Here is a 20,398-nt window from a genome sequence, read left to right on the forward strand (position 1 = left end):
GCACGCGCCCGGACGGATGGACCGCGGGCTCTCAGCGCTTGTTCTTCGTGGTCTCGGGTTCGAGGGCCGCCGGCGTGGTGTCGATGGCTTCGCGCAGGTGGCCGTCGTTGTCGTGGTGCACCAGCAGCTGGCGCGTGCGCTGCCAGGACGACAGGCGCGAGGGCGGCACCTCGATGTAGGTGGCCAGGGCGGAGAGGGAGGATTTCTCCTTCACCGGCGCCGGCTCGCGGCGGTGCTGCCGGCGGCGCCAGGGTGCGATCACCAGCATCGACAGCAGGATGCCGCAGATCACCAGCCCGTAGAGGCTCAGCAGGTGCATCACCTCGGGCTGGGAGCGCGCGCCCAGCACGTAGGGCCACGCGTACCAGATGGCGCAGAACCAGATCGCGACGGTGACGGCGGGGCGCAGCAGGCGCAGCCACAGGTACATGGCCAGCGCACGCTGCGGCGAGCGGCTGCTGCCGAAGGCGTGCAGCGGAATGCGCGCGGCGTCGATGATGGGCTCCTCCACCGCCGGTTGCCCCCACGAGCGGCGGCGGCTCGGGGGCGCCGTGTCGTTGTGCATGTCGGGCGGGTAGCTGGAGGGGAACACGGACTCATGGGACATCGGAAACTCCTCTATCGGGACTTGTCCACACCGCTCGTTTGCCCCGGCGGCGTATCAGGGCTTTGGGAAAGGCGATCACGGTGGTGGCCATCGTGATGGTCCAGAAGGCGATCGGATACCAGATCGTTCCGGCGAAGTAGCGCATCAGGTCCCGGTCGTAGCGACGGTCGATCCACAGGCTCAGCAGCATCTGCAGGATGCAGGTCATGGCCAGCAGCGTGCCCTGCCAGTGCGGCAGCAGGGCCGAGTGCCACGACGAGTCGGAAGGCAGGAAGGGCCGCACCAGGCTGACGACGAGCACCAGCGCCATCGCATAGGCCCAGAAGACGCTGGTCATGTACTCGATGTAGATGGGCCACATGCGCCAGTGGCGCGGCCGCAGGATGTGCGAGCTGCAGCGCAGCATGGTCTGGATGCCGCCGATGGCCCAGCGCAGGCGCTGCTTCCAGAGGCCGCGCAAGGTCTCGGGCATCAGGATCCAGCACAGCGCGCGCGGCTCGAAGCGCAGCTTCCAGCCGGCGATCTGCAGCTTCCAGCTCATGTCGATGTCCTCGGTGAGCACGTCGGGGCTCCAGAAGCCCACGTCGATCACCGCGCGGCGGCGGAACATGGCGATCACGCCCGACACCGTGAAGAGCGTTCCCACCAGCTGCTGCGAGCGCTTGATGAGGCCGATGATCGAGGAGAACTCGCCCACCTGCATGCGCCCGAGCAGCGTCGTGCGCGTGCGGATGCGCGGGTTGCCGGTGACCGCGCCGATGCGCTCCGAAGCCAGCATGGGCAGCAGCATCCAGGCGATGGCGTCCTCGTCGATCAGTGCGTCGCCGTCGATGCCCAGGATGTACTCGCCGCGCGCGAGCTGGCAGGCAGTGTTCAGGCCCACGGCCTTGCCCTGGTTGCTGGCGTTGTGGATCACGCGCAGGCGGCCGTATTCCTTCGTCATCTCGTCCAGCAGCTCGCCGGTGCCGTCGGTGCTGCCGTCGTTCACCGCGATGACTTCGCAGTAGGGGTAGCGCGTTCGCATCAGCTGCTCGATCACCTCGCGCAGGTGCGGCGCCTCGTTGAAGCAGGGCACCACCACCGTGACCAGCGGGCGGGAGGGCAGCAGGTCGAGCGGATTGACGTCCACGTCGCGCTTGCGCTCGAACACCATCGCATGCGAGAGGCCGCCGGCCATCCAGACGTAGGCCATGAAGAACGGGTAGTAGAAGACGAAGCCGAACAGCAGCGAGGGCAGCGTCTGCGCGAGGAACTGCGTCGTGGGGCTCATGGCGCACGTCCTCCCTGCGCCGCGGGCGACGGGCCTTCGGGCTGGGCCGGCGTGCGCAGCGCACGCGGCAGCAGTGTGCGCACCGAGATCGCGCGGCGCACGGTGTCAAGCCCCGGCTGGTCGTTGAGGAAGTCGTCGGGGTAGTAGCCGAGGTGGCGCACACCGGCGCGCTGCAGCAGCGTCCACTGGCGCGCGAGTTCGGCGTCGGGCACGGGCTTGCCGGTGCGCCAGTCGCGCGCCTGCAGCTCGAACACCGTGCCGTCGAGGCCGCGCGGCGTATCGGCGGCGCGCCTGGCCAGCCGCGCGAGCCAGCCTTCCGCGTCGGCCTCGCGCTCCATGCGCGGCATGGCCATCAGCGCGACGTAGTCGTAGGCCGCGAGCGAGGCCTCGTAGTTCTGCGCGAACCACTGCTCGGCCTGCGGCTCGAGCACCGGCCGGGCGTAGAGGTTGCGCGCGGTCTCCAGCGCGGGCCGCCACGCGCCGGTGCGTGCGGCAAGCTCCTGCGTGAACTCGATCAGGTGGCGCGTCTTGGCCGCGGTCCAGCGCGCCGCCAGTTCGGGGTTCGCCCGGATCGCGGCGATGTCGGCCGGCAGGCCCCACTTCGCGTAGGTTTCCAGCGCGGCAGGGCTCGCGTCCTCGTCGTCGGACAGCATCGCGTCGTCGTGGAACAGCAGGCCCTCGAAGAAGGCGTGGCGGCCCAGGTCCTCGTAGATGTCGCCGACCAGCGCCCGCACCGCGGGGTCGAAAGGCGTGAGGCGGTGGTAGCGGTCGGCGTGCACCGCACCGTCCTGCGCCGTCACAGTGTGCGTGGCGAGCGGGTTCGACGCCGGCAGCCTGAAGGCCGTGACCGGCATCCACGCGTAGACCTTCACGCCGGCGCGGCTGTGCAGTTGCCAGGCCGCGCGGCCGAACAGGTCGGCGCGCACCGGCAGGTGGCGGTTGGGAAAGTACAGCGCGTCGGCCACGCCGTCGCCGTCGGGGTCGGCGTACGCCTGCAGGAACACCGCGCGCGGATGCACCGCGGCCACGCGGTCGATCAACATCGAGAGGTTGCGCTCCTGCTGGGCCGGATCGGGGTCGTACACGTAGTCGAGGTCCACGTGCATCACCCGGTTGACCGGCCGCACCTCGCCGCCCACGGGGCTGCGCAGCATGCGGTCGAAGGCGGGCGCCTCGTTGTCGTAGGCGGCCAGCGCGCGGCGGATGCGCGCGAGCGGCACCTCGGGCGCGTTGGGCCCGTCGTCGAGCGTGAAGGTGATGGGCATGCCCGCGCGCTTCGAGGCCTCGACCGCGGCGCTGTTGTAGGCGCCGTAGGGCCACACCATCGAGCGCACCTTCGCGCCGGTGCGCCGCTCGATGATCTCGCGGCTGCGGCGCAGGTCGGCCTCGACGCGCCGCACATAGGTGTCGTCGTCCTCGTAGCGGCCGGTCTTCGGGTCGTAGCGGTGCGTGGCCGCGGCCGGCAGCAGGTTGCCCTGCGGGTTGGCGAGGATGCCGGTGTGCAACGCGTCGCTGTGGCTCGCGAACTCGACCAGGCCCGAGCGCGCCATCTCGGCCGCCTCGCTCCACGAGAGGAAGTTCTCGCGCGGCGCGGGCCTGTCGCCCCAGTGCACCTGCCGGCCCTCGGGCACCTCGAGCCAGCTCGTGACCAGCGCCATCAGCGCCGGGTAGTTGTAGCGCTTGAGCAGCGGGAAGACCTTGGTGTAGGCGCTGCGGTAGCCGTCGTCGAAGGTCAGCAGCACCGGCTTAGGCGGCAGCGGCTTGCCGCCCGCGCGAGCGTCGACGATCTGCTGCAGGCTCACCGGGTGGTAGCCGTTGTACTGCAGCCAGGCGAGGGTGTCGGCGAAGGTGCGCTCGTCCACCGCGGTCTCGTCGGGCGATGCCTCGAAGCTCTGGCGCACGTTGGCGCGCACGTCGTGGAACGCGATCACGCGAAAGCTCAGGCCGTCGTCCGGGTCTGCGGGCGGCAGCGGCTGCGCGGGCACCGGCAGCGCGCAGGCCGCGAGCAGCGCCAGCAGCAGCCACGGCAAGGTCGAGCGCCAGAAGGCGAGGGGATGGGGCTTGGTTTTTCTTCTCATCACGGCAGCGGGGTCGAGAGGTTCAGGAAGACGCCGCGCTGTCGCTCGCGCACGCCGTCGTAGGGATGGCCGGAGAAGACCAGGCCGTAGCGCAGCTTGAGCTTCGGGCCGAGGTTCCAGCGGTGCTCGTAGCGCAGGCTCCACATCGGGCCGCTTCCGAAGCCGGCCTGCCGGTAGCTGCCGCCGCCGAGCTCCAGCACCTGGAAGAACTGCCGGTCGTCGCGCTTCCAGTTGAGCCACTGCGCGCGCACGCTGAACTGCACGCTGGAGTCGCTCGACGGGTTGAAGTAGGGCGCATCGACCGCGCGGCCGCGGCTCGCGTCGGCGCCAAGGCGCGTCTCGAGCTGGAAGGCCGGCGTGCTGATCCAGCGCTCGCGCCAGCCGATGTCGATGCCTTCGCGCCGGTTGCCGTCGCTGAAATCGAGCTGCTGCCACTTGAGATCGAAGCGGCGCGATTCGTCGACCACGTAGCCCGCGCCCGCGCCGAACTCGTGTGCGCCGATGCCCGCCGCGCGCGCCTTCCACGGCAGCTCCCGGCTGTCGCCGTCGTAGGTGGCCGACAGCCGCCATGCGTCGCCCGCGCGGTAGTCGAGCCGGCCGGCCACGCTGTTGCGGTACGGCCCGCTGTTCGCGTGCTGGACGATGCCTTCGGCGAGCCAGCGGCCCTGCTCCCAGCTCAGGCCGAGGCCGCCGCGCGCCCAGTTCGCGTTGCCGATGTCGGTGCTGCCGCGCCCCAGCGTCTGCTCGTAGAACACGCGCCAGCGGTCGTCGATGAGGCCCGAGCTGAGCCGGCTGTCGATGCGCCATTCGTGGTTGGCGATGGCCGCGCCGCCCGAGGAGGCCTCGGCGTCGACGTCGAGTCTCGGGCCCACGAGTGCGCGGCGCTTGCGTTCCATCTCGCGCACCTGCACCGAGTCGGGCACGTCGGCGGCGAGCGATTCGGCGCGGCGGCGGGCCTCGGCGAACTCGGACGCGTCGAGCAGCGCCTCGACATGGCCCACGCGCGCATCGGTGTCGTAGGGCGAATCGGCCGCGAGTGCCTCGTAGCGCGCCAGCGAGGCCTCGGGGTGCTCGCGCAGCCGCTCGGTGAGGGCCGCGCCGTGCGCGAAGCCGGCATTCATCGGCGCCTCCCGCGTCAGCACCGAGAAGCTGCGCTGCGCGAGCGCGGGACGGTCGGTATAGAGCTGCACCATGCCCCGCAGGCCGCTGACGTCGGTGTACTCGCCGTTCGGGCGGCCGGGCTCGGGCGCGAGCCGCAGCTGCGCGGGCGTGGCGGCCTCGATGCGCTGCAGCAGCGCATCGGCGTCCGCGAAGCGGCCCACGTCGAGGTAGGCGTAGACCAGCCCCAGGTAAGCCTGGTCGGGCATCGGCAGCTCGGCGCCGCGCCAGGCGATGGCCGCCTCGTAGACCGGCACGGCCTCGATGGAGCGCCGCTCCTGCGCCAGCGCGCGGCCCGCGGCCACCAGCGCGTAGGCGGGGATGTCCGTGTCGGTGGCGCGCATCGCGTCGTAGAGCGCGATGGCCTCGGCCGGGCGGCCGCGTTCGACCAGCGCCAGCAGGCGGTCGGACTGCAGCTTCACGCGCAGGTTGCGCCATGCGTCGGCGTCCGCCGAGTCCGCCTGGAGCGCCTCGGCATCGACCCGCGCCAGCGCGGCTTCCTGCTCGGCCAGCACGCGGTCGAGCGCCACGACGCGCTCGGTGCCCAGGCGCTGGTCGCGCGCCTGTATCGCCCAGCGCAGCCGCTGCGCAAGCGCCTCCTGCTGCAGGGTGGACAGCGCCAGCGGCGAGAAGCTGCCGGGGCTGGCGCGCTGCGCGGCCTCCGCGCTCTCGAAGGCGCTCGATGCGGCGCCGCTGTCGGCGAGGAGGAAGTCGGCCTCGCGGCGCAGGTCGGGACGGCCGGGTCGAAGAGCCCCGGCCTCGGCGTAGGCGCCCAGGGCCTGCAGCGTGTCCTTGCGGGCACGCGCGAGCGCGCCGCGCAGTTCGAGCAGCGCCACGCGGTCATCGATCCGCGTGGGAGCGGGCTGCGACAGCGTGTCGTAGAGCGCCTGTGCGCCGGCGAGGTCGCCGCTCTCGATGCGCCACCAGGCCTCGTGCACGCGGGGCTCGCGCGCTTCTGGCTGCCGCGCGCGCCAGACGGCGATCGTCTCGCCCTGCAGGCGGGTGTCGTGCGTGCGCCGGGCGGCCACCGCCAGCGGGCCCAGCGCATAGGTCTGCAGCGTCGAGGGCGCGAACTCGCGGCCGAGCGCGACGGCCTCCGCGTACTGGCCGTCCGCCGAAGCGATCGCGATGGCGTCGGAGGCCACGCGCCAGCGCGCATCGCCGTCGATCGGCGAGGCCAGCCATGCCTTGAGCTGGCGCAGCGCGTCGGCACCGGTGATGCGGCCTTCGCGGCGCTCGACGATCAGCGCGTCGTGTCGGCGCGCGTCGTAGGCCGCGTCATTCGGCGAACGCGCGCTGTCGATGGCCGCGGGCTGTACGGGCGACGGCTGCGCGAGCGCGACCGGTGCGCCGAACGCCAGGGTGCATGCCAGGGGCAGTGAGGGAAGTTTTTGCGCGGTCCGCGCCAATCGAAGAAACATCGGACCGGCCGGCGCCGAAGCGCGCGCAGCCATGACCGTGCCTCCAGTCTTTTTCTGGATGAACACCTTGCTCCCTTGGAAAACCGAAAAGAGACCCCGGGCGACCCATCGCGACGCCGCAAGGACCGGGGGTGCCTACGTGACAGGCCGGCAACCCCGATTCGGAGAATCAAATCTTCGTTGACTTTAGTGATGATTGTTAACTAACGCAAACAATGAACTGAACTTTTGCGGTTCTAGGTGTGAATAGGTTCGCGTTTTGGCCGCCTGCGTCGATCGCTGTTGTCGGACGGGTGCCCGACCCGCCGATGACCGTGCGGTTCCGGCCCGGCCTAAGATCGCGTGATGAACGCTTCCCAGGCCCCTTCGACGCCATCGCTGCCATCGCCCGCGCTGCCGCGCTTCTGGTCGCAGCTCACCACGCGCGACTTCGCATCGCTCGACGCGAGCACCACCGTCGCGGTGCTGCCGCTGGGTGCGACCGAGCAGCACGGGCCGCACCTGCCGCTGGGCGTGGACACGGTGCTGGCCGACGGCATCGTGGCCGCGTCGCTGCCGCTGCTGCCGGCCGCGCTGCCTGTGCTCTTCCTGCCGACGCAGCAGATCGGCCTGAGCCCCGAGCACGCGCGCTTCGCGGGCACGCTCACGCTTTCGGCCGAGACGCTGATCCGCGTGTGGAAGGAAATCGGCGCAGGCGTGGCGCGCGCGGGCGTGAAGAAGCTGGTGCTCTTCAATGCGCATGGCGGCCACGTGGGGGCGATGGACATCGTGGCGCGCGAGCTGCGCGCCGAGCACGGGCTCATCGTCTACAGCGTGAGCTGGTTCAACCTGCCGCTGGGCGACGCTGGTGCGCAGTTCAGCGCGCACGAGCACCGCTTCGGCGTGCATGCGGGCGAGATCGAGACGTCGATGATGCTGGCGCTCTCGCCGCAGCTGGTGCGCATGGGCGAGGCGCGCGATTTCGACTCCACCTCGCGCCAGCGCGCGGCCGACTACGCGATCCTCGGCAACGGCAGGAGCGCCAAGCTCGGCTGGGCCATCGAGGACTACAACGCCCACGGCGCCGCGGGCAACGCGGCCGCCGCCACCGCGGCGCATGGGCAGGCGGTGGTCGACGAGGCCGCGCGGCAGCTCTCGCTGCTGCTGGAAGAGGTGTCGCGGCTGCCGCTGGAAACGGCCAACACCGGGCCTCTGCCCTGAACTCCCGAGCTTCCTGAATTCCGGTCAGGCGGCGGCCAGCACGCCGGCGAACATGTCCGAGTCGACATTGCCGCCGCTCAGGCATACGCCCACCGTCCTGCCGCGCCAGCGCTCCTGCTGCTGGAGCGCCGCGGCCAGCGCGGCCGCGCCGGCCCCTTCGGCCACGTTGTGCGTGTCGCTGAAAAGGATGCGCATGGACTGCGCGATCTCGTCGTCGGTGACGGTGACCACGTCGTCGGCCTCTCGCAACATCACCTCCACCGATTCGGGCACCGGCGTGCGGCAGGCCATGCCGTCGGCCAGCCGCGTGGTCACGGGCGATTCGACCGGCTTGCCCGCGCGGAAGGAGTCGCGATAGGCCGTCGCATGCGCCGACACCACGCCGATGAGCTTCGTCGATACGCCGCAATGCGCGCGCGCCGCCGCTGCGGCCGCGAAGCCCGAGCCCAGGCCGATGGGCACGAAAAGCACGTCGGGCGGCGTGGCCGAGAGCGCTTCGAAGAACTCGACATACGCCGTCGAGACCCCGCGCACCAGCTCGCGGTGGAACGAGGGCACGCGGTGCAGGCCGTCGCGTTCGGCGAGCGCGGCCGCATGTTCCGACGCGGCCTGGAAGTCGTCGCCGTGCTCGACCAGTGTGACGCCCAGTGCACGCATCGCGGCGTTCTTCTCGGTCGAGTTGCCGTGCGGCACGACGATGGTCGCGCCCAGCCCGTGGCGGCGCGCCGCGAAGCCGACCGACTGGCCGTGGTTGCCGCGCGTGGCGCTGATCGCGTGGCGCACCGTCGGCTGCTCGCGCGCCAGCGTCTCGAAGTAGGTCAGGCCGCCGCGGATCTTGAAGGCGCCGGCCGGCGTGTGGTTCTCGTGCTTGGCCCACACGGTGGCGCCCAGGCGCTGCGACAGGAGCGGCCAGGCGTACTGCGGCGTGGGCGGCATGGCCGCGCGCACGGTGCGCTGCGCCGATTCGATCTCTTCGCGGGTGAATCTCATGGGGTGTCTCTCTTCCTGTCTTCCTACTTGCGCTCGGTCAGCGCCACCCGCACGGCCAGCGCGGCGAGCACGCTGCCCATCACGTAGCGCTGCGCGCGCAGCCAGCCGGCGCTTTGGGACAGCACGGCCGTGATGCCTGCGGCGCCGACGATCATCACCGTGTTGACCAGCGCGCTGGCGGTCATCTGCGCGATGCCCAGCTGCATGCTCTGCAGCAGCACCGAGCCGCGCTCGGGGTGGATGAACTGCGGGAAGAACGAGAGATAGAACATCGCCACCTTCGGGTTCAGCAGGTTCGTGAGAAAGCCCATGCGGAACAGCTTGCCCGGCGGGTCGGCCGGCAGCGCGCGCGCCTCGAAGGGCGCGGTGCCGCCGGGCTTCACCGCCTGCCATGCGAGCCACAGCAGGTAGGCCGCGCCGGCGATGCGGATCGCGTCGAACGCCAGCGGCACCGCCAGCAGCAGCGCGGTGAGCCCGAGCGCCGCCGCGAACAGGTGCACCAGGAAGGCCAGCAGCACGCCGCCCAGCGATATGAGCCCCGCGCGCCGGCCCTGCACCAGCGTGCGCGAGACGCAATAGATCATGTTCGGCCCGGGCGTGAGCGCCAGAAGCAGCGAGGCGAATGCGAAGAGGGCGATCTCGGTGAAGCTCAGCATGTCAGAGTCCTTGTGATTCGAGGGTCACGCTGCCGCGCGGCGTGTCGAGCACGGCAACCAGGTTGGGCGGGCCGGCATCGACCTCGAGGCCCGTCATGCCGATGGCCGACAGCGCGGCGGCCAGCGCCGGCGCGCGCGGGTGCGTGGCGCGCAGCGAGCGCAGCACGACGCCCGACGCGGGCATGGCATCGGTGGGATGCACCGCACCCCACTGGATCAGCGTGGGCAGCGCGCCGTAGAAGAGCCGCTGGCCGTCGTCGCGCACGGTGATCTGCCATTCGAGCCGGCCGGCGGGCGTGTCGCGCGAGGCTTCGAGCAGCTGGCCACGGTCGATGTGCGCGTGCTCTTCATGCGCCAGCGCGCGCATCGCCGCATGCGCATCGGGCACGCGCGCGACGACGTGGATCAGCCGCGGGCCATGCCGCACGAGGCCGGCCTGCAGCGCGGCATCGTCCATGTCGAACCAGCGGCGCGTCTTGGGCCGCGACGGCTTCCTGCCCGGCTCGATCGCGATGATCTCGGCGTAGGCCGCCGGATAGGCGTCGCCGGAGACGTTGAACAGCCGGTTGTGCGTGCCCATGAGCGGATGCGAGCCGCCCGGTGCCGGCGTGATGCCGAGCGTGGCCTCGCACCACGCCACGCCCTCGGCGAGCGAGGCGGCGGCGATCACCAGGTGGTCGAGCTGCGCGTGCATGGCGGGCTGTGCGTTCAGAGCGAGACGCTGCCGTCCACGCAGGTCACGGCGTCGCCGCCGACCCAGATGCGGCCTTCCGCGTCGCGCTCGATGTGGACGCGGCCCGCGCGGCCCAGGCACTGGCCCTGCGCCGCGAGGTAGCGCTCGGGCATGTGGCCGTCGGCGATCAGCCATTCGGCGAGGCTCGCGTTGAGGCTGCCGGTGACCGGGTCTTCCTGCACGCCGATGGGCTCGGCGAAGGCGCGCACCTCAAGGTCGATGCGTGCGCCGTCCGCGTTGGGAACCGCGGGCCGGTTGCCGAAGGCGCGTGCCTCGCGGTTGGAGCGGCCGATGAGCAGCGAGGTGTCGTGCGCCGCAGGCACGCCCGCCACGCCGGCCTTCACGCCCAGTTCCTTCAGCGCGCGATGGTCGGGCTGCAGCGCCAGCACCGCGTCGGCGTCGTTGACCAGCAGGCCGAACCAGACGGGGCCGTTGTCCAGCACCTGCGCCGCGATGACCTGCTGCGCCTTCAGGCCCAGCGCGCCCGCCACCTTGGCCAGCAGCGCGGGGCTGGGCGCGCTGCGCTTGAGCGGCGGCGCTGCGAAGGCCAGGCGGCTGCCGTCGCGGCGCAGCGGCACCAGGCCCGCGCCGCACTGCTGCACGACCATGCCCGCCGCCCTGGGCTTGCCGCCGGCTTCCAGCCACGCATGGCAGCTGCCGATGGTCGGGTGGCCGGCAAAGGGCAGCTCGCCGCCGGGCGTGAAGATGCGCACGCGGTAGTCGGCCGTCGGATCGGTGGGCGGCAGCAGGAAGGTCGTTTCGGACAGGTTGGTCCACTGCGCGAAGCGCTGCATGGCGGCGTCGTCGAGGTCCTGGCCGTCGATCACCACCGCGAGCGGGTTGCCGTAATAGGCGGTGGCGGTGAAGACGTCGACTTGCTTGAAGGGGCGGGATTTCATTCGAGGCTCAGGAGGGTCGGATCAATGGACGATGTCAGTCGGGGAACACCGTGGAACCGGCTTTGCCGGGCCACAGGTGTTGCCCCCTGCAAGGGGGTTGGCGCAGTCGCACGAAGTGCGCGGAGACTGGGGGTCATTCCAGGCTCAGATCGAGCACGCCGCGCGTGCCCGGTCGGGAAAGCAGTTCGGAGTACCAGCGCTCCACGTTCGGCCAGCTCGGCCGGCGGTATTCGGCGGCGGGCAGGCCGAACCAGCGGTGCGCTTCGCAGCCCACCGGGATGTCGGCCATGGTGAAGCGCTGGCCGGCCATGTAGGGCTGGCGCGCGAGGTGCGCGTCGAGCATCGCGAACAGCGCTTCGCTGTCGCGCACCGAGGCATCGATGAGCGCGGGCTGGCGCTCCGAGGGCGGCGTGCGCACCCACTGGACGAAGGCGTCGCGGCTCGCGCGGTTGAGCGTGGTCTGCTGCCAGTCCATCCAGCGCTCGGCGTCGAAGCGCGCGGGCAGCTCGGCCGGATAGAGGTTGCCGTGCGAATGCTTCGCGCAGAGGTAGCGCACGATCACGTTCGACTCCCACAGCGTGACGCGCTCGGCGCCCTCGCCGTCGTCGATGGCGGGCACCATGGCGTTCGGATTGATCGCGAGGTATTCCGGCGTCTGCACCACGCCGAACCTGCCGCCGGCCTCGGTGCGCTGGAAGTCGAGCCCGAGCTCCTGCGCGCACCACACCACCTTGCGGACGTTGATCGAGCTGATGCGGCCCCAGATGTTGAGCATGTTTGGTCTCTTTCTTTCTCTTCTCGATTCTTCGGTTGTTCAGTCCCGCATGACGCGCGCCGTGCCCGACACGCGGATCGAGCTGCCCGGCGCGGGCGAAATGTTGGCGTGCAGGCGCGACAGCATGCCCATGTCCTCGCCCTGCACCACGTCGATGGCGCCGCCGTGCGGCCAGCCGATGTCGCGCAGGTAGCCGGCCAGCGCGGCCGTGGCGGCGCCGGTGGCGGGGTCTTCGTACACGCCGCCGGACGCGAAGGGGTTGCGCGTGTGCAGCCGCTGCGCGGTCTCGGCGAAGACCAGCACGATGGTCGTGAGCCCGGCGCGAGCCATCAGCGCGCGGCCGGCCTCCAGCTCGTAGTGCATCGCCGACAGCGCCGCGCGGCTTGCTAGGGCCAGCACCAGATGGTCGGCACCCGCATGGGCGACGGCCGGCGGGATGCGCGGATCGAGGTCCTGCGGCGAATAGCCGAACAGGGCGAGCGCCTCGGACAGCAACCCGGGCGACGCAGCGGCGCTGCGCGTGGGTGGCGACTGCAGCGCAGCCTCGACCACGCTGCCGTTGCGCCGGCCTTCCACGGTGATCCGTGCCTGGTTGAGCACCAGCGGGAACACGCCGTCGCCTTGCCGCATCGCCAGCGTGGCGCCCAGCGCGATCGTCGCGTGGCCGCAGAAGGGCACTTCGGATTGCGGCGCGAAGTAGCGCACGCGCCAGCCGCCGCCGTCGGCCGGAGCGGCGAACGCGGTTTCAGAAAAGCCGACTTCCGCCGCAATGTGCTGCATTTGTGCAGCAGGCGGCAGCGCATCGGCGATGACGACGCCGGCTGGGTTGCCGCCCGTCTCTCCATCGGAGAAGGCTGCGATCTTCAGGACATTCATGAGAAGGCCTCTTCAGCGGGGCGAGGGGCGGTCGAGGAACAGCAGGCGCACGGCCAGCCCCAGCATCACGGCCGCGAGCAGGCCGCTCTGGAAGCGCGCCGCGCCGGGGCGACTGTGCAGCCAGCGTCCGATTTGGCCGCTGCACGCGCCCAGCAGCGTGTTGAAGGCCAGCGCCGCCATCGACAGCACCACGCCCAGCTGCACCAGCTGCAGCGGCACGCTGCCGCGCGAGGGGTCGACGAACTGCGGCAGGAACACCATGAAGAACAGCAGCGCCTTCGGATTGACGAGGTTGTTCAGCAGCGCCATTCGCACGATGCGGCCGAAGCCGGCGGGCTGCGCCTGCGCCCCCATGCGAAGGCCGCCGCTGCGCAGCGCCTGCACCGCGAGCCACACCAGGTACAGCGCGCCCGCATAGCGCAGCACGTCGAACGACGGCGGCCAGGCGGCCACCAGCGCGGTGACGCCGGTGGCGGCGAAGAGCGTGTGCACCAGGTCGGCCGCCGAGATGCCGATGGCCGCCGCGAAACCGCCGCGCGGACCATGGGCCACGCCGTGCGAGAGCACGAAAGCCATGTTCGGGCCCGGCGACAGGAACAGCGCCAGTACCGCGAGCAGGAAGAGCGAGAGCGTCGCGAGACCGATCACGGGTGGCTCCTGGGTCGTGGTATCAGGCCTGCGCCACGGCCGGCGTCTTCTCGCCGAGCAGCGCCAGTTCCTCGCGCAGCGTCTGCGCGAGCGCGGCGATGGCGGTGTCGATCTCGTCGACGCTGGCCGTCACGAACGACAGGCGCAGCGTGCGCGGATCGCCTTCGCCGGCGTAGAAGGGCGCGCCGGGCACGAAGGCCACGTTGCGCTCCACCGCCTTGGGCAGCAGCTTCACGGTGTCCACGCCCTCGGGCAGGCGGGCCCACAGGAACATGCCGCCCTTGGGCGCGTTGAACTTCACGTCCAGCCCCTTCATCTCGCGGGTGAGCGCGGCCATCATCGCGTCGCGCTGGCGCTTGTAGAGGGCGCGGATGGTGGGCACGTGGGTGTCGAGGAACTTGTCCTTCATCACCGCCGAGACCATGCGCTGCGTGAAGATCGGCGTGTGCAGGTCGACGGCCTGCTTGGCCTGCAGCAGCTTCGGGTAGATCGACTTGGGCGCCACCAGGAAGCCCAGGCGCAGCCCGGGGGCCAGCACCTTCGAGAACGAGCCCAGGTAGATCACGCCCTCGGGGTTGCGCGCGGCCAGCGGCAGCGGGGGAGCTTCGTCGAACCAGAGTTCGCCATAGGGGTTGTCCTCCACGATGGGCAGGCCCGCGGCGGCAGCGGCGGCCGAGACGGCGGCGCGGCGCTCTTCCGTCATGGTGCGGCCGGTGGGGTTCTGGAAGTTGGGCAGCAGGTAGATGAAGCGCGCGTCCTTCGCCTTCTGCACGAGGTCGTCGACGATCACGCCGTCGTCGTCGCTGGCCACGCCCACCGGGTGCGGCTCCATCGGGCCGAAGGCCTGCAGCGCGCCGAGGTAGGTGGGCGTCTCCACCAGCACCTTGCTGCCCGGATCGATCAGCACCTTGGCCACGAGGTCGAGGCCCTGCTGCGAGCCGGTGGTGATGAGCACCTGCGAGGCGTCGACGTCCCACGGCAACATGTCGGCCACCGCCTGGCGCAGCGGCGCGTAGCCTTCGCTGGCCGCGTACTGCAGCGCGGCCTGGCCGTCGTTGTGCAGCACCTCGGCACAGGCGTCGGCGAAAGCCTGGATCGGGAAGGTCTTGGGCGAGGGCAGGCCGCCGGCCAGGCTGATGATGCCGGGGCGCTCTGTGACCTTGAGGATTTCACGCAGCACCGAGGGATTCATCTTGGCGGCGCGGGCGGCGAGTTTCCAGTTCATGGCTTTCTTCTTTCAGGCGGTGAGGTGAGATTCGGATGTTCGGGGGCGCGCACGGCGCGGGTCAATCACGGTACACGACATGGGCTCGCTTGTCGTGCCGGCCCCGGGCGGGTGCCGGCGCGGGCTGCGACAGCTGCTTGCCGATGACCACCGTGGCCACCACGGCCGCGGCGAAGGCCAGCGTGACCACGTCCAGCGGCTCGCCCAGGATCGGGATCGAGGCCAGGATCGACAGGAAGGGCTGCAGCAGCTGCGTCTGGCTCACGCGCAGCGCGCCACCCAGGGCCAGGCCGCGGTACCAGGCGAAGAAGCCGATCCACATCGAGAACATGCCGACGTAGACGAAGCCCAGCCAGGAGGTGGTGGCGATCGGCTGCGTGGGCCACAGCGCGAGCGTGGCCGGCAGCGTGACGGGCAGCGCCATCACGCACACCCAGCAGATCACGCGCTCGGCGCCCAGCGAGGGCGTGACCTGCGCGCCGTAGATGTAGCCCAGCGAGGCGGCGACGACCGCGCCCACCAGCAGGAGGTCGGCCCATTCGAAGCCGAAGCCATGTCCGCCCTGGCTCGCGCGCAGCACCGAGAACACCACCACCAGCAGGCTGCCCGCGATGGCGCAGAGCCAGAAACCCAGCCGCGCGCGCTGGTGCAGCACCCAGGCCGCGACGGCGGCCGTGACCAGCGGCAGCAGGGCGGTCACCACCGCCGCATGGCTGGCCGTGACCACGCGCAGTGCGTAGGCCAGCAGCAGCGGGTAGCCGATGACGTTGCCCAGCACCGCCATGCCCAGCGGCTTCCACTGGTGCAGAGCTGGGCGCGGCGAGCGCGTGACCAGCAGGAAAACGGCCGACAGCACGCCCGCCAGCGCGGCGCGGCCGAGCGTCACGAACCACGGCGACAGCTGCGGCGCGTCCTGCGAGCCGGTGGCCAGGCGCGTCATCGGCAGCGTGATGGCGAACATCGCCACCCCCACCACGCCCAGCCACATGCCGAGAGTTTCGTCCTTGATGTTCTTCATGTCGGCGACCTCCCCGAGAAAGGTGCCGCTGAAACCGGGCGGTGCGCCGTCGGGGAATACCGCGGAACCGGCTCGGCCGGGCCGCTGGTATTGCCCCCTGCAAGAGGGGTGGCGAAGCGACACGAAGTGCGCGAAGCCTGGGGGTGAGCCGATCTCATACGCCCGCCATCCACCAGGCGGTGAGCACGAGCACGAGTCCCATTGCGCGGTTGAACCACAGCAGCCGCGAGCCCTTGGCCAGCCAGTCGCGCAGCATGGCGCCGACCAGCGCATAGGCGAAGTTGCTGACGAAGGCATAGGCCAGCATCACCGGCGCCACGATCGCGAAGCGGTGCAGCGCGTCGGGCTGCCCGGCGATCCAGCCCGCCACCAGCGTGAGCGCCAGCAGCCAGGCCTTGATGTTCACAAACTGCAGCATCACGCCCTGCCCGAAGCCCACCGACAGGCTCTTGCCGTCGGCCTTGCCGAGCGTCGCGCTGCCGCTGAGCTTGTACGCCAGCCACAGCAGATAGCCGATGCCCAGCGCCTTGATGGCCAGCCGCAGCGAAGGCACCGCCACCACCAACGCGCCGATGCCGGCTGCGCACAGCGCCAGCAGCAGCGTCCAGCCCACCGGCACCGCGACCACGAAGCGCATGGCGCGCGGCAGGCCGCCGTTGGCCGCCAGGGCGGTGGAGAGCGTGGTGTTGGGGCCGGGCGAGAAGCTCATCGCCGTGGCCAGCACCAGCAGCGCGGTGAATTCTTGCCAGTTCATGACACACACTCTAAACTTGAGACCATTACAGTTCCAGTACAGATGATCGAACAATCGGGCAATCTGTATTGGTCACTCCTTCGACACAGAAGCCAGGAAATCCGGCAGATCCCGGACGACGAATGCTCACACGCACCTCCACACAGTCGCTGACCGGGCAGCTCGCCGATCGCCTGGCCGAGCGCATCCGCACCCGGCTGCTGCCGCCCGGCGCGCGCCTGCCCTCGGTGCGCGAGTGCGCGCGGCAGCAGGGCGTGAGCCCCTACACCGTGGTCGCGGCCTACGACCAGCTGCTGGCGCAGGGCCTCGTCGAAGCCCGGCGCCAGCGCGGCTTCTACGTTCGCGACTCCGCTCCTGCGCAGGACGCCCGCTCGGCGAACGGCGCCGACGGCGCGATGGGCGTGCCCGCAGCGATCGCGGTGCAGATGATGGCCTCGCGCGTGCCGGCCGACGCCAGCTCGCTGATCCGCAGCATGTTCCACCGCCCGAGCGACAAGCCGCAGCCGGGCATGGGCGTGTTCCCGCCCGACTGGATGGCGTCGACCTTCATGCCCACGGCAGTGCGGCGCATGACCAATACAGCCGCGCTGCAGGAACTGTCGCTGCAGTACGGCGAGCCGGCCGGCGACATGAGCCTGCGGCGCAGCCTCTCGCAGAAGCTGGTGGGCATCAACGTGCCGGCCTCGCCCGACCAGATCGTGACCACCGTGGGCGCCACCCACGCGCTGGACATCGTGAGCCGCACGCTGCTGCGTCCGGGCGATCCGGTGATGGTCGAGGAGCCCGGCTGGGCGCTGGAGTTCGCGCGGCTGGAGGCGCTGGGCATGCGCATCCTGCCGGTGCCGCGCCGCGCCGACGGGCCCGACCTGGAAGTGATGGCGCAGTACTGCAAGCTGCACAGCCCCAAGCTCTTCGTCAGCGTGAGCGTGCTGCACAACCCCACCGGCTACAGCCTCACGCCGGGCAGCGCGCACCGGGTGCTCAAGCTGGCCAACGAGCACGGCTTCCACATCGTCGAGGACGACACCTACAGCCACCTCGCACCCGAGCACGCCACGCGGCTGAGCGCGCTCGACGGGCTGCAGCGCACCATCTACGTCAGCGGCTTCGCGAAGATCCTCGCGCCCAACTGGCGCATCGGCTTCCTGGCCGCGCCGCCCGACCTGAAGGAGCAGCTGCTCGAGACCAAGCTGCTGGCCACCCTGACCTCGCCCACGCTGTTCGAGCGGGCCTTGTCGTGGTGCATCGACCAGGGGCAGCTGCGCCGGCACTCCGAGCGCGTACGCATCCGGCTCGACGGTGCGCGGGGGCGGGCGGTGAAGCTGGCGATGGCGCACGGCTGCACCTTCGCCTCGGAGCCGGCGGGGCTCTTCGGCTGGGTCGACACCGGCGTGGACACCGACGCGCTCACGCAGCGCATGCTCGACCAGGGCTACCTGCTGGCGCCCGGATCGCTCTTCCATGCGCGCCGGCCGCCGAGCACCATGATGCGGATCAACTTCGCCACCTCGCAGGACGCGGCCTTCTGGAAGGTCTTCAGCAAGGTCCGAAGCGAAGTCTGATCTGGCTCGCCACCAGGCGTCGCGCACTTCGCGCCGCGCGCGCCTTTCCTTGCCGGGGGCCACTCCGACGGCTCGGCAAAGCCGGTTTCGTGGTGTCCCGCGGAGGGGCTTTTGCGTTGGACGGCACGTTGGGAAAAGGCGGCGCGGAAAGGTCAAACGCCGGAGGCTTGGAGTAAGCTGGCAGCACAAGAAAACCCATACCCAGCACCCCAGGAGACCTCCTCGCATGAGCAACGCCAGCAAGCCCTTCGACTTCAGCCAGTTCGTTCCCGGATTCGACTTCCTGAAGAACCTCGCCGGTGGCGCTGCCTCGGGCAACGGTTCGGTGCCGGGCATCCCGAGCCTCGCGAGCTGGGTCGCGCCCACGCTGAGCGTGGAGGAGGTCGACAAGCGCATCCAGGAACTCAAGACGGTGCAGTACTGGCTCGAGCAGAACGGCCATGCGCTGAAGGCCACCATCCAGGCGCTCGAAGTGCAGAAGATGACGCTTTCGACGCTGCGCGGCATGAACGTGCGCATGGAGGACATCGCCAGCGCGTTCACCCGGCAGGCGACCGCCGCCGCAGCAGCCGTGGCGCCCGCGGCCGCGGCCTCCAGGGCTGCGCCGGAGCCCGAACCCCAGGAGCCCGAAGAAGTCGAGAACGAAGAAGCGCCCGAGGAGGAGGCTCAAGAAGCCGCTCCTCCGCCCAGGAAGCCCGCCCGCAAGCCCGCCGCCTCCAAGGCCAAAGCCACGGCGGGCGAGAGCGCAGGCGTGGTCGACCCGATGCAGTGGTGGGGCTCGCTCACCGAGCAGTTCCAGCAGATCGCCAGCACGGCGCTGCAGGACGCGGCCCAGTTGAAGATGCCGTCCATGGCGCAACCGCTGGCTGATGCAGTCGGCTCGGTCATGGGCAAGCCGGCGGCGGCCCGCAAGCCGGCCGCCGCGAAGAAGTCTGCGAAGACGACGGCTCCGGCCGCCAAGAAGAAGACATCCGCCGCCGCGCGCAAGCGAACCTCCGCGCGACGCTGACGTCATACACACATCCATTTTTCAAGAACGGGTTGGCACGCATCATGAAGCTTTTTCCCTCCGGTCATGCCACCCATCCGCAATGGCGAATGGCCGCGGGCCTCGTGCTCGCGCAGCTGCGGGCGCAGATGGCGCTGCCCGACTACGCCTCCGCGCCCACGCTGGGGCTGCTCTACATCACCGACCACTACGCCGGCGACGCGCAGGACATCCTCGACCACCTGAGCGCCGAGCTGCCCGAGGTGACCGACTGGTCGGGCACCGTCGGCGTCGGCGTGTCGGCCAACAACGCCGAGTACTTCGACGAACCCGGCATGACCCTGATGCTGTGCGCGCTGCCGAGCGACCAGTACCGCGTGTTTTCTGGCGTCGCGCCCCTGGGCAATTCGGAAATGAGCGGTTTCGAAGCGCACACGGCGCTGGTGCACGCCGACCCCGCCACGCCCGACCTCGCCGAACTCATCGGCGAGATGGCCGGGCGCACCGACACCGGCTACCTGTTCGGCGGACTTTCGTCGGGACGCGGCGGCGCGCTGCAGTTCGCCGTCGGCGGCAACGGCAACATCCGTGGCCATGGCGCCGCGGGCGGCGTGTTCTCGGGCGGGCTCTCGGGCGTGGTCTTCGGCGAAGGCGTGCGGCTGGTGTCGCGCGTCACCCAGGGCTGCCAGCCGCTGCGCTCGGGCGCTGTGCGCGAACGCGAGATCACCGAGGCCGACGGCAACCTGCTGCTCAAGCTCGACGGCGAGCCTGCGCTCGACGTGCTGCTGGCCGACCTGCAGGTGTCGCTGGAACGCCCGCAGGAGGCCATCGAAGCGGTGCGCAACACCCTGGTCGGCCTGGCCGACGCCGGCAGCGACGGCATCCGCCGCACCGGCGACCTGGGCGCCGACGTGCTCGTGCGCCACATCATCGGACTCGACCCCACGCGGCGCGGCATCGCCATCGCCGATACCGCGGAAGCCGGCATGCGCCTGACCTTCTGCCGCCGCAACGCCCAGGCCGCGCGCGCCGACCTGATGCGCATCTGCGCGGAAATCCGCGAGGAACTGGAGCCCGAGGAACAGACGCTGGCCACCGCACGCGCCGTGGCGGCCGGCGAGGCCGAAGCCGCGCCGCATCCCGCGCGGCGCATCGCCGGGGCCGTGTACGTGAGCTGCTCCGGCCGCGGCGGCCCGCACTTCGGCGCGCCCGGCGCCGAACTGCAGATCGTGCGCCACGCGCTGGGCGACGTGCCGCTGGTGGGCTTCTTCGCCGCGGGGGAGATCGCGCGGCACCATCTGTATGGGTATACCGGGGTGTTGACGGTGTTTACCGCGCCCGACTGATGGAGATGGCGCCGGGCCCGGTCACCCTATCTTGTGGGCCTTCCCTCGACGAAGCTTTTCGCGGTGCGGAGCCGATACGGTTGAGCGTAAATTCCGGCGCTTAACGAAGGGGTAATTGTTATTTGATGTAATCAAACTGTCATGATGACCGTTCGCGAAATGCTGCGCGCGCGTTGATATACAAAAAAGAGTGC

At 70.7% G+C, this 20,398-nt stretch carries 18 protein-coding genes; 4 read left to right on the forward strand and 14 right to left on the reverse strand.

Features of this window, described 5'->3' with window-relative positions; genetic code table 11:
* Window positions 1-31: 31 nt before the first annotated feature.
* The 4 genes from pgaD to pgaA are packed head-to-tail and all read right to left on the reverse strand — an operon-like array spanning window position 32 to window position 6,567.
* Window positions 32-607 (reverse strand): poly-beta-1,6-N-acetyl-D-glucosamine biosynthesis protein PgaD, encoded by a 576-nt coding sequence (gene pgaD / locus G369_RS0125180; protein ID WP_132752115.1) that lies wholly within the window; start codon window positions 605-607, stop codon window positions 32-34.
* Window positions 597-1,877, reverse strand: a complete 1,281-nt coding sequence (gene pgaC / locus G369_RS0125185) for a poly-beta-1,6-N-acetyl-D-glucosamine synthase (protein WP_019656823.1) — start codon at window positions 1,875-1,877, stop codon at window positions 597-599. Before pgaC ends, pgaD begins: the two co-directional genes overlap by 11 nt.
* Window positions 1,874-3,955, reverse strand: coding sequence for a poly-beta-1,6-N-acetyl-D-glucosamine N-deacetylase PgaB (gene pgaB / locus G369_RS0125190; protein ID WP_020723252.1), 2,082 nt, complete (start codon window positions 3,953-3,955; stop codon window positions 1,874-1,876). Before pgaB ends, pgaC begins: the two co-directional genes overlap by 4 nt.
* Complete coding sequence (gene pgaA, locus G369_RS0125195) at window positions 3,955-6,567, reverse strand: poly-beta-1,6 N-acetyl-D-glucosamine export porin PgaA (protein ID WP_026346609.1); 2,613 nt, start codon at window positions 6,565-6,567, stop codon at window positions 3,955-3,957. Before pgaA ends, pgaB begins: the two co-directional genes overlap by 1 nt.
* A gap of 312 nt (window positions 6,568-6,879) precedes the next feature.
* Here pgaA and G369_RS0125200 point away from each other — a divergent pair, with 312 nt between their 5' ends.
* Window positions 6,880-7,734 carry a creatininase family protein gene (locus G369_RS0125200; protein WP_019656825.1) on the forward strand — a complete coding sequence of 285 codons (855 nt, stop codon included), beginning with the start codon at window positions 6,880-6,882 and terminating at the stop codon, window positions 7,732-7,734.
* 24 nt (window positions 7,735-7,758) lie between these two features.
* Here the strand turns inward: G369_RS0125200 and G369_RS0125205 are convergent, their stop codons facing one another.
* The 10 genes from G369_RS0125205 to G369_RS0125250 form a co-directional block, all read right to left on the reverse strand.
* Window positions 7,759-8,724, reverse strand: coding sequence for a threonine dehydratase (locus G369_RS0125205; RefSeq protein WP_019656826.1), 966 nt, complete (start codon window positions 8,722-8,724; stop codon window positions 7,759-7,761).
* 23 nt (window positions 8,725-8,747) lie between these two features.
* Entirely contained in the window at window positions 8,748-9,380 is a 633-nt protein-coding gene (locus tag G369_RS0125210) for a LysE family translocator (protein WP_019656827.1), read from the reverse strand.
* Between the two features lies 1 nt (window position 9,381).
* Window positions 9,382-10,074 carry a VOC family protein gene (locus G369_RS0125215; protein ID WP_019656828.1) on the reverse strand — a complete coding sequence of 231 codons (693 nt, stop codon included), beginning with the start codon at window positions 10,072-10,074 and terminating at the stop codon, window positions 9,382-9,384.
* A 14-nt stretch (window positions 10,075-10,088) separates the two neighbouring features.
* Window positions 10,089-11,012, reverse strand: coding sequence for a PhzF family phenazine biosynthesis protein (locus G369_RS0125220; RefSeq protein ID WP_019656829.1), 924 nt, complete (start codon window positions 11,010-11,012; stop codon window positions 10,089-10,091).
* 133 nt (window positions 11,013-11,145) lie between these two features.
* Window positions 11,146-11,787 (reverse strand): glutathione S-transferase family protein, encoded by a 642-nt coding sequence (locus G369_RS0125225; RefSeq protein ID WP_019656830.1) that lies wholly within the window; start codon window positions 11,785-11,787, stop codon window positions 11,146-11,148.
* Between the two features lie 39 nt (window positions 11,788-11,826).
* Window positions 11,827-12,663, reverse strand: coding sequence for a PhzF family phenazine biosynthesis protein (locus G369_RS0125230; RefSeq protein ID WP_019656831.1), 837 nt, complete (start codon window positions 12,661-12,663; stop codon window positions 11,827-11,829).
* A 12-nt stretch (window positions 12,664-12,675) separates the two neighbouring features.
* Window positions 12,676-13,311: a LysE family translocator gene (locus G369_RS0125235; RefSeq protein WP_019656832.1), complete on the reverse strand. Its 636-nt coding sequence runs from the start codon at window positions 13,309-13,311 to the stop codon at window positions 12,676-12,678.
* 22 nt (window positions 13,312-13,333) lie between these two features.
* On the reverse strand, window positions 13,334-14,536 hold the full coding sequence (locus G369_RS0125240) for an aminotransferase-like domain-containing protein (RefSeq protein WP_019656833.1): 1,203 nt from the start codon (window positions 14,534-14,536) through the stop codon (window positions 13,334-13,336).
* A gap of 61 nt (window positions 14,537-14,597) precedes the next feature.
* Entirely contained in the window at window positions 14,598-15,554 is a 957-nt protein-coding gene (locus G369_RS0125245; protein ID WP_019656834.1) for a DMT family transporter, read from the reverse strand.
* Between the two features lie 154 nt (window positions 15,555-15,708).
* Entirely contained in the window at window positions 15,709-16,308 is a 600-nt protein-coding gene (locus G369_RS0125250; RefSeq protein ID WP_019656835.1) for a LysE family translocator, read from the reverse strand.
* Window positions 16,309-16,430: 122 nt separating this feature from the next.
* Between G369_RS0125250 and G369_RS0125255 the strand changes: the two genes are divergently transcribed.
* From G369_RS0125255 to G369_RS0125265, 3 genes are all read left to right on the forward strand, one after another.
* Complete coding sequence (locus G369_RS0125255) at window positions 16,431-17,870, forward strand: aminotransferase-like domain-containing protein (RefSeq protein ID WP_019656836.1); 1,440 nt, start codon at window positions 16,431-16,433, stop codon at window positions 17,868-17,870.
* Window positions 17,871-18,096: 226 nt separating this feature from the next.
* On the forward strand, window positions 18,097-18,879 hold the full coding sequence (locus G369_RS0125260; protein WP_019656837.1) for a PhaM family polyhydroxyalkanoate granule multifunctional regulatory protein: 783 nt from the start codon (window positions 18,097-18,099) through the stop codon (window positions 18,877-18,879).
* Between the two features lie 44 nt (window positions 18,880-18,923).
* Window positions 18,924-20,204 (forward strand): FIST signal transduction protein, encoded by a 1,281-nt coding sequence (locus tag G369_RS0125265; RefSeq protein WP_026346611.1) that lies wholly within the window; start codon window positions 18,924-18,926, stop codon window positions 20,202-20,204.
* The last annotated feature ends 194 nt before the right edge of the window (window positions 20,205-20,398 follow it).

It is taken from the genome of Variovorax atrisoli 110B, assembly GCF_000382045.1.
Classification (GTDB): domain Bacteria; phylum Pseudomonadota; class Gammaproteobacteria; order Burkholderiales; family Burkholderiaceae_C; genus Variovorax; species Variovorax atrisoli.

What these genes read in the sequence shown, in the direction of transcription:
- pgaD (WP_132752115.1), bottom strand. Translation starts at nt 607, where the DNA reads ATGTCCCATGAGTCCGTGTTCCCCTCCAGCTACCCGCCCGACATGCAC.
- pgaC (WP_019656823.1), bottom strand. Translation starts at nt 1,877, where the DNA reads ATGAGCCCCACGACGCAGTTCCTCGCGCAGACGCTGCCCTCGCTGCTG.
- pgaB (WP_020723252.1), bottom strand. Translation starts at nt 3,955, where the DNA reads ATGAGAAGAAAAACCAAGCCCCATCCCCTCGCCTTCTGGCGCTCGACC.
- pgaA (WP_026346609.1), bottom strand. Translation starts at nt 6,567, where the DNA reads ATGGCTGCGCGCGCTTCGGCGCCGGCCGGTCCGATGTTTCTTCGATTG.
- G369_RS0125200 (WP_019656825.1), top strand. Translation starts at nt 6,880, where the DNA reads ATGAACGCTTCCCAGGCCCCTTCGACGCCATCGCTGCCATCGCCCGCG.
- G369_RS0125205 (WP_019656826.1), bottom strand. Translation starts at nt 8,724, where the DNA reads ATGAGATTCACCCGCGAAGAGATCGAATCGGCGCAGCGCACCGTGCGC.
- G369_RS0125210 (WP_019656827.1), bottom strand. Translation starts at nt 9,380, where the DNA reads ATGCTGAGCTTCACCGAGATCGCCCTCTTCGCATTCGCCTCGCTGCTT.
- G369_RS0125215 (WP_019656828.1), bottom strand. Translation starts at nt 10,074, where the DNA reads ATGCACGCGCAGCTCGACCACCTGGTGATCGCCGCCGCCTCGCTCGCC.
- G369_RS0125220 (WP_019656829.1), bottom strand. Translation starts at nt 11,012, where the DNA reads ATGAAATCCCGCCCCTTCAAGCAAGTCGACGTCTTCACCGCCACCGCC.
- G369_RS0125225 (WP_019656830.1), bottom strand. Translation starts at nt 11,787, where the DNA reads ATGCTCAACATCTGGGGCCGCATCAGCTCGATCAACGTCCGCAAGGTG.
- G369_RS0125230 (WP_019656831.1), bottom strand. Translation starts at nt 12,663, where the DNA reads ATGAATGTCCTGAAGATCGCAGCCTTCTCCGATGGAGAGACGGGCGGC.
- G369_RS0125240 (WP_019656833.1), bottom strand. Translation starts at nt 14,536, where the DNA reads ATGAACTGGAAACTCGCCGCCCGCGCCGCCAAGATGAATCCCTCGGTG.
- G369_RS0125245 (WP_019656834.1), bottom strand. Translation starts at nt 15,554, where the DNA reads ATGAAGAACATCAAGGACGAAACTCTCGGCATGTGGCTGGGCGTGGTG.
- G369_RS0125250 (WP_019656835.1), bottom strand. Translation starts at nt 16,308, where the DNA reads ATGAACTGGCAAGAATTCACCGCGCTGCTGGTGCTGGCCACGGCGATG.
- G369_RS0125255 (WP_019656836.1), top strand. Translation starts at nt 16,431, where the DNA reads ATGCTCACACGCACCTCCACACAGTCGCTGACCGGGCAGCTCGCCGAT.
- G369_RS0125260 (WP_019656837.1), top strand. Translation starts at nt 18,097, where the DNA reads ATGAGCAACGCCAGCAAGCCCTTCGACTTCAGCCAGTTCGTTCCCGGA.
- G369_RS0125265 (WP_026346611.1), top strand. Translation starts at nt 18,924, where the DNA reads ATGAAGCTTTTTCCCTCCGGTCATGCCACCCATCCGCAATGGCGAATG.